Source organism: Beijerinckia mobilis (assembly GCF_000745425.1).
Taxonomy (GTDB): domain Bacteria; phylum Pseudomonadota; class Alphaproteobacteria; order Rhizobiales; family Beijerinckiaceae; genus Beijerinckia; species Beijerinckia mobilis.
In genome coordinates this window covers 176627-192319 of sequence record NZ_JQJH01000004.1, presented here as the reverse complement: position 1 = coordinate 192319, position 15693 = coordinate 176627, and the positions used below count along the sequence as shown (strand labels likewise).

The 15693-nt window shown below is 55.2% G+C and carries 10 protein-coding genes; 6 read left to right on the top strand and 4 right to left on the bottom strand.

Translation table 11 applies throughout. The features are described from left to right. Positions 1–87 precede the first annotated feature (87 nt). The 5 genes from DL88_RS06265 (at position 88) to ligA (ending at position 7891) form a co-directional block, all read left to right on the top strand. Positions 88–939 carry a hypothetical protein gene (locus DL88_RS06265; RefSeq protein WP_245270654.1) on the top strand — a complete coding sequence of 284 codons (852 nt, stop codon included), beginning with the start codon at positions 88–90 and terminating at the stop codon, positions 937–939. A 587-nt stretch (positions 940–1526) separates the two neighbouring features. Continuing rightward, positions 1527–2339 (top strand): amino acid kinase family protein, encoded by an 813-nt coding sequence (locus DL88_RS06260; RefSeq protein ID WP_034993486.1) that lies wholly within the window; start codon positions 1527–1529, stop codon positions 2337–2339. Positions 2340–2362: 23 nt separating this feature from the next. Continuing rightward, positions 2363–3199, top strand: a complete 837-nt coding sequence (locus DL88_RS06255) for an amino acid kinase family protein (RefSeq protein ID WP_034993483.1) — start codon at positions 2363–2365, stop codon at positions 3197–3199. A 574-nt stretch (positions 3200–3773) separates the two neighbouring features. Beyond that, on the top strand, positions 3774–5660 hold the full coding sequence (locus DL88_RS06250) for a tetratricopeptide repeat protein (protein WP_051955660.1): 1887 nt from the start codon (positions 3774–3776) through the stop codon (positions 5658–5660). A gap of 131 nt (positions 5661–5791) precedes the next feature. Continuing rightward, entirely contained in the window at positions 5792–7891 is a 2100-nt protein-coding gene (gene ligA, locus DL88_RS06245; protein ID WP_034993482.1) for an NAD-dependent DNA ligase LigA, read from the top strand. Positions 7892–7923: 32 nt separating this feature from the next. On the opposite strand, the gene DL88_RS06240 is transcribed toward ligA, so the two are convergent. Both DL88_RS06240 and DL88_RS06235 read right to left on the bottom strand, forming a co-directional pair. Then, positions 7924–9963 (bottom strand): FUSC family protein, encoded by a 2040-nt coding sequence (locus DL88_RS06240; RefSeq protein ID WP_034993481.1) that lies wholly within the window; start codon positions 9961–9963, stop codon positions 7924–7926. Next, positions 9960–10433: a MarR family winged helix-turn-helix transcriptional regulator gene (locus DL88_RS06235; protein ID WP_034993479.1), complete on the bottom strand. Its 474-nt coding sequence runs from the start codon at positions 10431–10433 to the stop codon at positions 9960–9962. The genes DL88_RS06240 and DL88_RS06235 overlap by 4 nt, the downstream gene beginning before the upstream one ends. A 404-nt stretch (positions 10434–10837) precedes the next feature. Between DL88_RS06235 and DL88_RS20775 the strand changes: the two genes are divergently transcribed. Beyond that, positions 10838–12820 carry a methyl-accepting chemotaxis protein gene (locus tag DL88_RS20775; RefSeq protein WP_051955659.1) on the top strand — a complete coding sequence of 661 codons (1983 nt, stop codon included), beginning with the start codon at positions 10838–10840 and terminating at the stop codon, positions 12818–12820. A 97-nt stretch (positions 12821–12917) separates the two neighbouring features. Here DL88_RS20775 and DL88_RS06225 read toward each other — a convergent pair whose 3' ends face one another. Further along, positions 12918–13535, bottom strand: a complete 618-nt coding sequence (locus DL88_RS06225) for a glutathione S-transferase family protein (protein WP_210165277.1) — start codon at positions 13533–13535, stop codon at positions 12918–12920. A 126-nt stretch (positions 13536–13661) separates the two neighbouring features. Beyond that, a complete protein-coding gene (locus tag DL88_RS06220) occupies positions 13662–15431 on the bottom strand; it encodes a DUF262 domain-containing protein (RefSeq protein ID WP_034993476.1) in 1770 nt (589 codons plus the stop codon). Between the last annotated feature and the right edge of the window lie 262 nt (positions 15432–15693).

Here is a 15693-nt window from a genome sequence, read left to right as displayed (position 1 = left end):
GGAAAATGCTCTAGATATTCAGGCTCAAGGTGAAGGCATGTGTTGCGGGGTGTCCAACCAAAGCACCCGCAGATTGTGCGAGATTCTATGGCAGATATTCATAACATTCCTTTTCTCTGGAGAAAAAGCCGGAGCAAGGCCAATGAGCAATTCGGCACCGGATTGCTGGCGCAGCGGCAACAAGTCGCCGATAATGGTTCCATCAATTTCGCTGCACTTCGAAGATCCAGCCGCCTTTTCATCGGTTTCCTGCTATCCTTCAGCCTTTCCACCCCATGTCTTCCCGCACCGAACGCTCCGTCGACCCCCGTGATTTGGCCCGATACATTTCTGGCTCGTGTGGAAATATGGGCCCTGATCGAAACACTAAACGCCGAATTGCTGGCCGCCCATAGCGCGACCCTGATTCTCGATAAATGGTGCCGCGACCATAAGCTTGCACCGGAGGCCCATATAGCCGCGCGGCGAATAGCCATTGGCCCGCAACCGCTGACCGATGAGCAGCGCAAGATTTTGCGCATCACACCGAAGGATACAGTCCAATACCGGCGCGTCGCACTCCATTGTGGCGATGTTGTTTTATCGGAAGCGGAGAATTGGTACGTACCGGACCGTTTGACACCGGCCATGAACACAATACTCGAGACGACGGATACAGCCTTTGGGCGCGTCGTACAGCCCCTCTCGCCGCAAAGACGGACTTTGTCGTCGCGTATTCTTTGGCACCCTCTGCCGGAAGGCTGGGAAATGGAGGAACCGGCATCCCCCGCAAGCGATGGGGATGCCCATGGCCGGTCTGTCACGCCCCTGACTATACCGGAACACCTGCTGGAGCATCGCGCCGTGCTGACAACGGAGGAAGGTGAACCTTTCAGCCTGGTGGTCGAAACCTATACGAACAATATCCTCGCCTTCAAACACATACACAAGGCGCCATAAAGCGTCTTCGTATGCCTCCGGAGATTCCAGCAGCTCTGATGGATGATTTTACCGTTAGTGTTTGCGAGAAAACCGATGGTACGAACCCGATGACATGGTCAAAGGCATTCATCGACATCGAACCGGACGGAAAGTCCCATTCTGCGCAATCAGCCGCAGGGCTGGCGTGCGTTCCGGAACATCACGTACCCGTGTAGCCACGCCAATCTGCTCCGGTACGGTCCGCGCAAGGGCTCAGGAGCCGTTTGCTTCCTGGCCTCAGCGAGGCAGTTCCCGCCACAGTGGCAAGAGCAAGAGTAGCAGCACAGATGGTGTATCGCGCCATACAAAAGACCGCTAAAATCAGAAACGGCATGCATGATAGTCGAAGATAGCGCTTCATGCTCTTAGTCATTGACTCATAAACGGCTTCACCGCGCAGCCAAAGTATTAAATTCCGTCCACGTATGCATTTTTTTGATTAGCTTCGCCACATGTAAAAAATACATGCCTTCGCTCAATGGTTACTTGTTGCGACACACTGCCTTAAGTTGTAATCAGTCAATCTCGACTTGATCGAATGCATGCCAATTTGAAAGGACCCCGTCATGACCAGCACGACGACGGAGCTTGAGGCGCTCCTCATGCAACGGTCGCTGACCGACCCGCAGCTTCTGGCAGCCGCCGGAGAGGCGTCGGATTTTCGAATCCTGCCGGACGCCACGGTCATCAAGATCGGCGGTCAGAGCGTCATCGACCGCGGCCGCGCTGGCCTCTATCCGCTCCTCAATGAAATCGTCGAGGTCCGCGCCAACCACCAGTTGCTAATCGGAACCGGCGCAGGCACAAGGGCACGGCACCTCTACTCGATTGCCGCGGAGCTCAACCTGCCGGCTGGCGTGCTCTCGCAGCTCGGCGCCTCGGTCGCCAACCAGAACGCAATCATTCTGGGGCAGTTACTGGCACAATACGGCATTCCGGCGGTCGAGGGTGCCGGTCTTTCGGCGGTGCCTCTCTATCTTGCCGACGTCAACGCCGTCATCTTCAGCGGCATGCCGCCCTATGGCCTGTGGATGCCTCCCGCTTCCGAAAATGTCATCCCGCCCTATCGCACCGACGCCGGATGTTTCCTCGTCGCCGAACAATTCGGCTGCAAGTCCATGATCTTCGTGAAGGATGAAAACGGCCTCTATACAGCGAATCCGAAAACCGCGAAGGATGCCAAATTCATCCCGAAAATATCGGTTGACGAAATGAAAGCACAAGGTCTGCACGACTCGATCCTCGAGTTCCCCATGCTCGACCTGCTCCAGCAGGCACGCCACATTCATGAAGTGCAGGTTGTCAACGGCCTCGTTCCCGGCAATCTGACCCGTGCGCTCGCTGGCGAACACGTCGGCACGATCATCACCGCGCGCTGAGAGCCTGAGTGGGAGCCATTGCTATGACCAGTGAAGCCAATACCATCAAACACGTTGCCTCGCCGCTCGCTCGCCAGACCCTGCTCGACCGCGACCTTACCCGCCCGGTTGCCGGCAAGCGCCCGATTCGTCTACTGCCCTGGCTGCAGGTCATCAAGATCGGCGGTCGCTCCATCATGGATCGTGGACCGGATGCGATCCTTCCCGTGGTGGAAGAGGTGCGCAAGATTCTGCCCGAGCACCGTTTGCTCATCCTGACCGGCGCCGGCATCCGTGCCCGGCACCTCTACAGCGTCGGTCTCGATCTTGGCCTGCCGGTCGGATCGCTGGCCCCGCTCGCCGCCACGGAAGCCGGTCAGAACGGCCACATTCTCGCGTCGCTGCTGGCACCGGAAGGTGTGTCCTATATCGAGCATCCGACCGTCGCGAACCAGCTCGCGATTCACCTGACGGCAGCCCGTGGCGTGGTCGGCAGCGCCTTTCCTCCCTATCACCACCACGAATTCCCGACCTCACGCATTCCACCGCACCGGGCGGATACGGGTGCCTTCCTGATCGCCGACGCACTTGGAGCGGCCGGCCTCACGATCGTGGAAGATGTGGATGGAGTCTATGATCGCGACCCCAATGGCCCCGATGGTAGCAAGGCGCAATTGCTCAAGGAAGTGAGTGCCACCGATCTCGCCAAGAAGGAAGGCACGCTGCCGTTCGACCGCGCGCTTCTCGAGGTCATGGCGACGGCGCGCCAGCTTGAACGCGTGCAGGTCGTCAACGGTCTAGTGCCGGGCCGCATCACCGCCGCGATGCGCGGCGAGCACGTCGGGACGATCGTGCATACCAATGCGCCGCCGCTGGCCTGAGCCAGGGTCGGAAGGGCTGTTTTCTCTTCTCCGAAAATCTCTTCGATATGCCGGAATCACGCCATGATTCACGGTTTCTGAGAAGAGACTCACTCTTCAAAGCTGCCGTTCGGAAGACTCCGAACGGCATTTGCATATTACGCACTCCAACAATCTCGTGACCGAGAAACGAGGAGATGAGCGTACCTGATTGATTCGAGCAGCCATCGTCAATTGTCGGTTCGACATCCCCCCTCTCCGACAACGCATACAAGACTGGTGATATATACCGCTATTCTGAAGGAATAAGACGGTACACTCTCACAAGCCATCAGAATCGAATGATTTTGTAAGAACGGAACCCGGCGTTCCTGGGGAAATCGGGTATAGAAGACGTCAAACATACTCACCGATTTGACGAACGGCCCGCATTTTCGATATCAGACTATCAGACATACAACATGGTTTGTGTCCGATATTTTCGACTCCGCCACTGGCCAGGATGTCCCGAAAGACGCATGGAAAGATCAGCCCGGCGCAAGGTCGCTATGGAAAAAGGAAGTATCTCCTTTGCCAAAGGGCCGATCCATTGGACATGCAGCTCGATCACACCATCAACCGCGCCGTCACCTTCCTGAAGACCGGGCAAATTCAGGCGAGCGCCGAGGAATTGCAGACGCTCGACGAGAGCCTGGTGAATGAGCCTATCCGCTGCAACCTCATCGGCTTGCTCCATCTTGCCCGAAAAGCCCCGGAAAAAGCCCTCGCATGGTTCGACCGCGCCCTGATCCTTGATCCTGCCTTCGCGGATGCATGGCTCAACAAAATCTCCACTCTGCAAACGCTCAACCGTTTACAGGATGCCATCGCGACCTGCGATCGGGCTCTCCGGTCGGGAGTGAAACATGCTGATCTCTTCTACCGTCAGGGCACGCTATTGCGCGAATCCGGCCGGCTGGATGAAGCCATCGCCGCACTGGATCGTGTTCTGGCGCTACGGCCTGAACATCCGCTAGCCCTCCATGCGGGCGGACAAATTCTTCAGGCCGGCGGACATGTGGAAGCAGCCCTGGACTTCTACAACAAGGCACTCTCTCTCAAACCGCTTTTCGCCGAAGCGCTGATTGATCGCGGCGCCCTTTTGCAGACATTGAAACGCCTCGATGAGGCAATCGTCGATTACGAAAACGCCTATGCATTACAACCCGATAATGCCGAGCTTTTGAACAATCGCGGCACGGCCTTGCAGCGTCTTGGCCGTTTCAAGGAAGCGCTCGCCGATCTCGATCAAGCCATTCTCCTCAAACCCGATCTCGCTCAGGCCTGGTTCAACAAGGGCAACATATACATTCAAAACAATGAAGCGGAACGTGCCTTGCTCTGTTTCAAAGAGGCCCTTGATCTGAACCCAACCTATGGCGAAGCCATGAGCAGCCAGGCCGTGGCGTTGCAAGCCGCCGGTCGTTTCAAGGAAGCGTTGGCCGCCTATGACGCAACGCTTGCTTTCGATTCGGGACTGATCCACGCCCGCAACAACAGGGCCTCCCTGCTCCTTCTTCTTGGACAATTCGAAGAAGGCCTGGAGGAATATGAATTTCGCTGGATTGCCGGACAAACACCGAAGATCGAGTTGAAATTCGCCTTTCCCGAATGGGATGGCGAATTGCGCTCCGGGAGCCATATTCTCGTCTTCGACGAGCAGGGGCTCGGTGATGCCGTCCAATTCGTGCGTTACATGCCCCTCATGGTCGCGGCCGGCATGCAGGTCACTTTTCTATGCCGTCCCTCGCTCCACAGGCTGTTTCGTACAGTGCCTCTGCCCATCACACTCGTCGATACACTGAATGACGATGCGCATTTCGACAGCCAGATCGCGCTTTCGTCGCTGCCTCGCGCGTTCAAAACGCGTGTCGAGACGATTCCCTCCCAACCCGCCTATCTGCGCGCAGAGGAAGATTGCGTAAACAGATTCGCCGAACGTATCGGCCAGCAAGGATTTCGCGTTGGCCTGTGTTGGCGCGGCAATCAGAACCTTGATGCCGATCCGTCGCGCTCCATCCCGCTTTCTGCCTTCGCGCCATTGATGGACATTCCGCACCTGCGCCTCATCAGCCTGCAACGCCATGTCGATCATCCCGCATCTACGGATGCGGGGATCAGAATCGAGGATTACAACATCGACGCCGATAAGGAGGATACATTCATCGAGACGGCGGCGCTGATGCAGACACTCGATCTCATCATCACCTGTGACACATCACTCGCGCATCTCGCGGGCGCCCTCGGCCGACCAGTCTGGCTACTCCTCAAAAATGTTCCGGACTGGCGCTGGCTGATGGATCGGCAGGACAGCCCCTGGTATCCATCCATGCGTCTGTTCCGACGCGGCCCGCGCGAGGATTGGCGCGGTCTCGTCTCGCGCATGAAACCCGAATTGCAATCGATCAGCGAGGCACAGGGCGCTTCGACGACGAGCCCATGAACCTCTAGTCATCCGGCGGCGCCCCTGTGTGTCTGCGGCAGGCAGCGGCCTGCGCATCACGTTGGGCTGCCGGCGGCCTGAAAGGGAACGCCCCCTTCTCGCCCATGGCCTCCCCATGTTAATCATGGTTCATGGCAACGCTCAAACCCATCGAATCCCTGACCCCGGCCCAAGCCAAACGGGAATATCGGCGTCTTGCCGAAATGATCGCCGCTTATGATAAAGCCTATTATCAGGAAGATGCGCCCAAGGTTTCCGATGCCGAATATGACGCTCTGCGCCACCGCTATGAAGCGATCGAGGCGGCGTTCCCTGAATTTGGCGGTCCTGATTCGCTGACGAAACAAGTCGGCGCCGCGCCATCGGAGAAATTTGCCAAGATTGTTCACAGAGTGCCGATGCTCTCGCTCGGCAATATTTTCTCCGATGAAGAGGTCGGCGAATTCGTCGCCCGCGTGCGGCGTTTCCTCGGGCTGGCCACTGACGCTCCCCTTGCCATCTCGGCCGAGCCGAAAATCGACGGCCTGTCCTGTTCCCTTCGTTATGAAAACGGCCATCTCGTTCAGGCGGCGACGCGCGGCGACGGCTATACAGGCGAGGACGTCACCGCCAATGTGAGGACGATCCAGGAAATTCCCCACAGGCTTCGCGGAGACGCACCGGAAATTCTGGAAGTACGCGGCGAGGTCTATATGACCCATGCCGATTTCGCGGCACTCAACGAGCGGCAGATGGCTGCGGACAAAGCGGTTTTCGCCAATCCCCGTAATGCCGCGGCGGGTTCCCTGCGCCAGCTCGATGCGTCGATTACCGCCACGCGTCCCCTGCATTTCTTCGCCTATGCCTGGGGAGAAGCCAGCCGGGAACCAGCCGAGACGCAGATGGGGATGGTCGAGGCCTTCAAAAGCTATGGCCTTCCGGTCAATCCCTTGATGAAACTCTGCCATTCAGCCGAGGAGCTCATCGCGCATTATCATGCGATCGAAGCCCAGCGCGCCCTGCTTCCCTATGACATTGACGGCGTGGTCTACAAAGTCGATTCCATTGCCCTGCAAAAGCGTCTCGGTTTCGTCTCACGCGCACCGCGCTGGGCCACCGCGCATAAGTTTCCCGCTGAAAAGGCGATCACGCTCCTACGCGATATCGAGATTCAGGTCGGGCGCACCGGCGCGTTGACGCCTGTCGCAAGGCTGGAACCGATCACCGTCGGCGGCGTCGTCGTATCCAATGCAACCTTGCATAATGAGGATGAGATCGCGCGCAAGGACATACGCATTGGCGATATGGTGACGATCCAGCGCGCCGGCGATGTCATTCCACAGGTTCTGGGGCCGGTGCTCGACAAACGTCCGGCGGGCGCCACGCCTTATGTATTTCCGCATACATGCCCCGTCTGCGGATCGGCGGCGATCCGCGAGATCGATCCGAAGACCGGCACCGAAGATGTCGTGCGCCGATGCACCGGCGGCCTCGTTTGCCCCGCCCAGGTCATCGAACGGCTGAAACATTTCGTCTCGCGCAATGCCTTCGACATTGAAGGGCTCGGCGAAAAACAAATCGCGCAATTCTACGCCGATGGGCTGATCAAGACAGCCGCCGATATATTCACCTTGCAGGAACGCGATGCAAAAAGCCTGAAGCGGTTGAAGGACCGGGAAGGCTATGGAGAAACATCCGCGCGCAATTTGTTCGAGGCGATCGAGGCGCGCCGTCGCATTGCGCTGAATCGCTTCATCTTTGCACTGGGCATAAGGCATGTGGGGGAGACCAATGCGCGGCGCGCGGCGCGGGCCTTCGGCACATTCGAAGCTTTCCGCACGATCGCCAGCAAAGCGGCAGAAGGGTCGGACGAACGCGCCGAACTCACCAATGTCGAAGGTTTTGGTCCGGTGGTCGCGGAAGCCATCGCCGATTTCTTTGCCGAGCCGCATAATCAGCAGGTCCTTGACGCTCTGCTGCAGCATGTGACGCCCGAACCGATGGAAGCCATAGCGACGGCGAGCCCTGTGGCTGGTAAAACGATCGTGTTTACAGGCGCGCTGGAACATATGACGCGCGACGAAGCCAAGGCCCAGGCGGAACGTCTCGGCGCAAAGGTCGCGGGATCGGTCTCGAAGAAGACCGATCTTGTCGTTGCGGGCCCAGGCGCTGGCAGCAAACTGACCAAGGCGGCGGAACTCGGTATCGAGACGATCAGCGAAGAGGACTGGCTGAAACTCTCCGGATCATGATGCTTCTGCTCGTCAGAGGAGCAATCGCATCGCTACGAAACCGGCACCAGAAGCAATGGATCTCTGCTGTCCTTCTCGCCCAACGGCATCGGTTCAAACGGCGGCGCATCCGGAAACAGAGCGACGCGCAGACCAACAATCCGCGCACAGAGGTCCGGCTCCGCATCAACACTCACGCTGTTAAGTCCGGCGTCGATCTCCTCGAGAAGCGTTCGTGTTTGCATGCGGACGGAACCACCAAAATGGCCGATAGCGGCATCAAGGATCCGGTCGAGTGTCTGCCGGATCGCTTGGGGTTGGCGGTGCCGCGCCTGTTTGATCTCGGCAATATTGATGGCAGCACGGATCTCGGAGAGAAACGCTTCCGGTTGCAATTCCTCCACCATTCCCGGCCGCTTCAGACGCGCCGCGATAAGGCCGAGACGGTCGAGCATCAGGGCGGCTGTCCCGAAACCGTCGTGACGCTTTTGCCCACGCGCGACATCGACGAGCAAAGCGCGATTGAGCGTGACGAGCCGACGCGCGGTCGCGCTTTCATCCACCGAGCGGATCAACCGCGTGACAATCGCCGCGACCCACATGCCAATCGTGACAGACAAGGCGGAATTGAGGAAAACGGCGAAATCCGCCCCATAAACCGAATGCAAGGCGAGCAGTGTCAGGCCGATCACCGCACCGCCCATGGCGTAAAGCGCGGCCTTCGGATGATGCATCAAGGCACCACAGATCAAGAGCGCCGGCGCCAGCATGAAGGCGAGCATTTCGAAATTGGTCGCCCGCGGCAGCAAGGCGAAAAGATAGATCGCCGCCCAAAGGGCGCCAATGATTGAGGAATTCGCGAATTTAAAAATGGCAGGCGCCGGATCATCCATGGTCGCGAAGAAACAGCAGGCGACGGCCGCCATCATCGCCGCGCCAGATCCATCAATGGACCAGCCGGAGAAAATCCAGAAACCGCAAATCACAAGGATGGTAACAAAGACCGCCAAAGCGGAACGGAACGCCAGACTATGATCTCGATGGCGAATGGCTTTGGTTGAACGCGTATAGGGAAATTTCAGCTCCGGCAGCCGCCTGCCATCGGCGACATGTTTCTTGAGCCTGCGAATATCTTCCTGCAAATCGATGAAATGTTCGATCTGCGCGATGAGACTCATGGTGAGAAGCGTATTCCAATCCTTGGCCGGCGCCGGTTTAGCCGCCTCGGCCGTCGCGCGCAAAAGCATCGGCGAGACGACGGATGTATCATCGCCACGCAGCCAGTTTCTCAAATCCGCTATCAAATGATCCGCCTCAACCGGAAAAGCGGAATGCTGTTTGAGTATGCGGATACGGTCGGAGATCCCGGAAGCGATTGGCAGCAACACCAGCATATGCTGACGCAAGATTGCCAGAGCCTCGACCGAATGCCGCTTGATCGAAGCCTCATAGGCAATCTGCTTGAGAAATGCCTCGAGCGACAGAACGCCGCCGGCGAGCCGCAGGAAGGTCGCATGCAATTGCCCAAGCCCCTCCGTGCCGCAAATCTTCAGAACGAGCTGATCGGCCTCCGCACACCATTCCTCGATCCGATCAGCAACGACCTCACGGACTGTCCGCGGCAGAATGAGAATGGATATGAGGCTGGCGCAGATGATGCCAATCGAAATTTCTTCGGCCCGGGAAACGGCAAGGTCGAAAATGGCTCCTGGCTCATCGACGGCGGGAAAGCCGATGAGCGCGGCCGTATAACCCGACAGAATGAAAAGATAGCTGCGTGGCGTCCGGTCGAGCAGCGAGCAATAAAGGCAGAAAGCAACCCACAAAGCGATGGCGGTGCAGAGCAGGAAGGGCGCATTGACGAGATTGGGAATGATGAGGATCGCCATCGCCGCACCGCAGAGCGTCCCGGCAACGCGATAGGCGGCTTTCGCCCGCGTCGCACCGGCAAGCATCTGGCTGGTGATGTAAACCGTCGCCATGGCCCAATAGGGACGCGGCAGATCGAACATGAGGGCGACATATAATGCGAGGATCGCCGCCAGAAACGTCTTGAAGGCAAAGATCCAGTCCCGGTGATTGGGAAGAGTCATGCCTCGATCTCCTGACGGATACGCATGTGCGGCGTATGATTGAGGATCGCACCGAAGACCCGCAGGCCCGCTTCAAGATCCGCGACATCGATTTTTTTGAGCACCTCTGCACGCAGGCCATCGAGTTCGTCCTCGATCGCCATGACGGCATCGCGGCCGGCTGCAGTCAAGCCGAGCACTTTGGCCCGCCGATCGTGCGGATCCTCGCGCCGGGTCACAAGACCAAGAGCGCATAATTGATCGAGCAGGCGCACAAGGGTCGGCCCCTCGATTGCCAGCGTCGCCGCAAGCTCAGACTGACGCGGCTCTTCCTTCGCCCGCCCGATGAAGACGAGGGCCAATGCCGTGGCTTCAGAGAGGCCATAGGTTTCAACGACGACATTGGCGCAACGACGCCAGGCGCGTGCCGCCTGCAAAAGCGTGAATGTAAAGTGCTGACGAAGCTGCGCTTCCTTCCTGCTCGCGGGCAACGCCCCCTCCCCTTCAACCGGAGCCTATAGCTCGAACAGAGCAGATATAAGACCTCATATCCGCCCAAAGCGATTACGCGCGTTTTATAAAAGAGCGCACTTATTATTAGCTAGCTATTTATTTTTTGCAAGCTTGTCCATTGCCGACGATGTACCGCAGCTCCCACTGACCATCGCGTCATGATACCCGTATCGGCCACCGCGACAGGGAAGAGGTTGTGAATGACATGCCAACCTTTTCTGATAGGCACATCAAGCATCCCGCCTCCTGACCAATGCAGGCATTGGCGAGCACATGAAAACCTCCTTTCAGATTTCAATTGTATTCTCTGGCTTCTTTTAAACGCCCTTTAATGTCGAATGATTATACATCGGTCTATCGTGATGGTCCTGGAATGATTACCATGGAAAATTTTTCGCTGCGAACGAAGGCACTGCTTCCCGTTCTGGTCATGTGCTTTACAGTCGCAACCATGGTCGCTATCGCTGTTATCAATCTTTCCACCCTCAGCGCCGTGAGTACCGAATTGATTGCGCATCGAGAAACCGGTGCGAATGCCATTGCTCGCCTCGGTCGCACGATCATGTCGCTGAATGCCGATGTCGCGGGTCTCCTGATTTTCGATACGGATACAGAGATCGGCAAAGCCATCCGCAAGGATTTCGCGGAGCTTTCCGAGAATGTCGATCGCCTGCTGGACATGGCTCGAAAGGAACTGCCGGACAATGCGGTCGAAATCGAAGCCATCCGTTCGCGTTTCAATGCGCTTAGGGCCGCAGCTGAAAAGCCGTTCCGGATCGCTATCGATAGCCCAAGCCTTGAGAGCGGGGCCAAGCTGAAGCCGGAAGAGCTTGACCAAATGGCTTCCGGCGCCAAACTGGCCGAACCGATATTTTTGAACGTCATGCAACTTGGTCTTGATCTTAAGGCCTACAACCAGCGCCTGCGCGCCGAGAGCAAGGCTCGCGCCGATGAATTGAGCCGCAAGGCCTCGGAAACATTCGTCCTTCTCACCATTGTCGGCATCATCGCAACTCTCGTCGCCGGTGGCCTGTCTTACTGGATTTCCAGCACACAGATTGCCAAACCGCTTGTGCGTCTTGGCGAGCGCATGGCTGCTTTGGCCAAGGGTGATCTCTCGGTTGTTATCGATGGCCAGACCCGCCGCGATGAAATCGGCTCCATGGCCCAGGCTGTACAGGTGTTCAAGGACAATGGTTTTAAATTGCGTGAAAGCGAAGCCGCTGCGGCGGAATCGCGCGCACTCGCCGAAGCCGAACGTCAGAGGAATGAAGACATTCGCGCCAAGGCGGCAGCCGAACAGGCGGAGGCAATGGAGCGTCTTGCCGAAGGTCTGAAACGCCTTGCCGGCGGCGACCTGACGAGCCGCCTGGATGACGATTTTTCGGCGTCATACGTTCAGATCCGCGATGATTTCAATGAAGCGGCGAACAAATTGCGGCAGACCATGTGCGCCATCGTTGCCAGCGCACAGACCATCCGCTCCGGCACCAATGAAATCTCAACGGCTTCCGACGATCTCTCCCGGAGGACCGAGCAGCAGGCGGCGAGCCTTGAACAAACAGCGGCGGCGCTTGATACAATCACGACCACGGTCAAGAAATCGGCAGAGGGTGCAGACCATGCCCTTGGGGTTGTCACCGCCGCCGACAGCGACGCAAAAAACAGCGCCATCATTGTCGGTCAGGCCGTCGCGGCGATGAATGCCATCGCCAAATCTTCGGAACAAGTCACACAGATCATCGGCGTCATCGACGAAATCGCATTCCAGACAAACCTCCTCGCGCTGAATGCCGGTGTGGAAGCAGCGCGTGCGGGCGAGGTCGGCCGTGGTTTCGCGGTGGTCGCCTCGGAAGTCCGCGCCCTTGCCCAGCGCTCCGCAGAAGCCGCGAAGGAAATCAAGGAATTGATCTTCACTGCGACGGCGCAAGTGGAGAATGGGGTGAAACAGGTCGGAGAAACCGGCAAGGCGCTTGATCGCATCATGCACCAGGTTATCGAGATCAATGAAATTGTGTCGGAAATTGCCGCCGGAGCCAAGGAACAGGCAACAAGCCTCACCGAGATCAACTCCGCCATCAATCAAATGGATCAGGTGACACAGCAGAATGCCGCCATGGTTGAAGAATCGACATCGGCAAGCTTTTCGCTTTCGGAAGAAACCGCGCAGCTCACAAGTCTGATCAAGCAATTCCGTGTCGATGAAAATGATAGCGGAGATACATTGCGGCATGAGCTTCGAAAAGTTGCCCCGCACGCTTTCCGCACGCCGGTTGCTGTAACAGACCGTGGACGGCAATCGGCACCGGCCATCACAGGGATCGTCAACCTTGTACCAGCCAACCAGAGAGCTATTTCTCTCTGATGCAATGCCTGCTTGATCCCAATCTGTTGGGATTAAGCAAATCCGGCGGAAAGCCGCCGCCACACTTCAATTTAGATCGCGCACCGAAAGATCGACGTTAGGCTTGCGAGCGTTCCAGAACCTCACGAACCGCGTCATCGCTTTCCATGAGTGCGAACAGCCGGCTGATGTTGGGATAATCCTGCCAGCTCTTCGGCGTTTTCGCCGACCATCGCGCCATGATGAAAGCATAGGCATCCGCGACGGTATGGCGATGACGATAGACATGACCATCTTCGCCGATCAAAGCATCGAGATGCGCCATCGCCCGATCGATGCGGGCAAAGGCGGCCGCACGAACATGATCGAGTGCCTGCTGCGATTCATCGGTCGTGTAGCGCGCCGGAAAGAAGAAGGGCCAGAAGGCCGGGTGAAAATCACCTGTCAGGAAAGCCATGGTCTCGCCAAATTCGAACCGGCCCAGCGGATCGGGATCCGGCCCGAGTGCAGCGCCTGGATGCGTTTCGGCGATATAGGAGAGAATGGCGTCGGCTTGCGTCATCGCCCGGCCGGTGCCGATATCCAGCGCCGGAACCGCCGCAAGCGGATTGATGCGCTTGAATTCCTTGGAAGCGTAATCAACCTTGACGGCTTCGAATGCCGCGTCTGCCCATTTGAGCGCGATCCAGCAGGCGACAGCGCAAGTTCCTGGTGCATAATAGAGTTTCATTGACATTTAAGATTCTTTATTAAAATCGTGAGATGTCACTTAAATTTTTAACAGTTTGATATTCAAGTCTCTATATCATAGATACACATAGCAATTACCTTCACCTTTCAATGTTATTGAAGGATTAAACAACTAAAAGCGACGTCCTATCTCGGCGATCAGTTTTGCTTCTTTTGCAATTTTTGTATTGTCCCCATCCCTCCAATACATTTCTTCTCCAACATATGACGGCTCTTTTTGAGGAAGGATAGAAATCACTATAACCCCTAAGCCATAGTAGGCATTATAATCAATTGATGAGAGGATATTTGTTTTTAATGGATCAGAAAGATCTGAGTTCTGGAATGCCGTTCGAATTATGTTGTGATAAGCTTCCAGACTAATACCGAGCGCTTTCGCTTCTCGATCGATCCCAACCACGTGCCACGATCCAACACGACGTGCACGGATCCCGTCAAGTTTGACAATGCGTTCCGCATCCTTTTCTTCGTTTGCAACCCCTAGAATAATGCGCCCCGCGCGTTCAGGGCCATTATTTGCAATTCCGCAGGCGGTTTGAATAAGCCGCGATAACAAACCACTATTCAATTTTCTACCCGTATCTAACTCAAGTAGGCCCTGTTTCAATTCATAGCGAGAGAGCTCCATTCCGGTAGAACGAATATAATTATCGATATCAACTGCCGAATGGTTCGCATAGATATCACTTGACGGATCAACATTCGAGAAATGAGGTGATATAAGCGCCTTGATAATATCGATATTCTTGCGCCGTTCCTCCGACGAGGTTGACTTTCGAGATGTATCGATCCTGCGATTGAGATTATCAACAGCTTTTTTCAATCCATCATAATCATTAACTGATTTCCGTTCTCCAACCATTATCTCATGAAATGCAATAAAAATAACGGAAAATACCGCCGGAAACGCATTAGTATTCTTATGCTCAAAGATGATATCACGAAGCTTTGTATCACCACCATGCTCACAAATGAGCTCTATCTGACTAACACAGTATTCAAATTCAGATACAAATCGCTCAACACCATAGACAGCCATAGCACTAAGGAGCTGAATGGACTCTTCGCTATTGCGTTCATAAATTTTGTCGAGAACATCTTTAGCTCTCTCAAGAACCGTCCCACCGATAATGGATGCTGCAATATCTGCAATACATTGCTCGTCCATACTATCACGAAGATCCGTCGATTTTAAGATTCCTTGCTCCACCCAAAATACATCTTCTGCCTTTACATCGTAACCATGTTTGGTCATCGGAAGATCTATCGAAATTTCTGGCATTTTTGATAGAGGAAGGAGCAACTGAGATTCATCCCCTCTAATCTTACAAGCAATACTTCGAACCATATCTGAAAATTCATTTTGACTTCCAGATTGCCTACGTTCCTGTTCACTTAATCTATGACCATACGAATTAATTCTATCGAAAACATCATCAACTTCATCGTTACTCGCATTTCTCATGATAGAGAAAGCAAGAGCATAGTCGAGAATAACTGAGACTTCCTTTGATGAAATTAGATTTTCCTGAGAATTAGGGGTATATTTACCGTTCTCCCAGTTTGTTTTAGCTGTTGGAAACTGAGAAATATCAAAGTATCGTCCATCTTCTGTTGGAAAAGCACCTTCAATAAACGATACAATCGCATTAAGACGTTGTAGACCGTCAATGATCTCGTAACGGGCTGTTCCATCCCCTTGTTCTGCAAGTAGAATTGCGGGGATCGGATATTTTTTCATAATTGATCCGATCAATTTTTGCTTTTCTACAAGAGTCCAAACCAATTTCCGCTGGTAACGCCTATTAACGTAAAGACGCTCCTCAGAATGCCAACCATAAGCCGATTGGACAGAAGTTGGTTGAGAAGAAAGCTCAGCCATGCCTATACCCCAATTACCAGCATTCTTTATATTTAAGCTATTATAGAAAGTCAGGGATCCACTAAATGATCATTATGTTCAAACACAACCGTTTTTCCTCAGCAGAACCTGCAGATACAAACCTGAGCGACACACAACCACTTCAGAGACAGCCCGATTTTAAAGTATACTCAACACAGCACATATACACACAAAAAAATATTTACAATAACGTTACCATTTTACGGACCAGTTCTCTGTATAGGTGTTTTAGAAATCCATC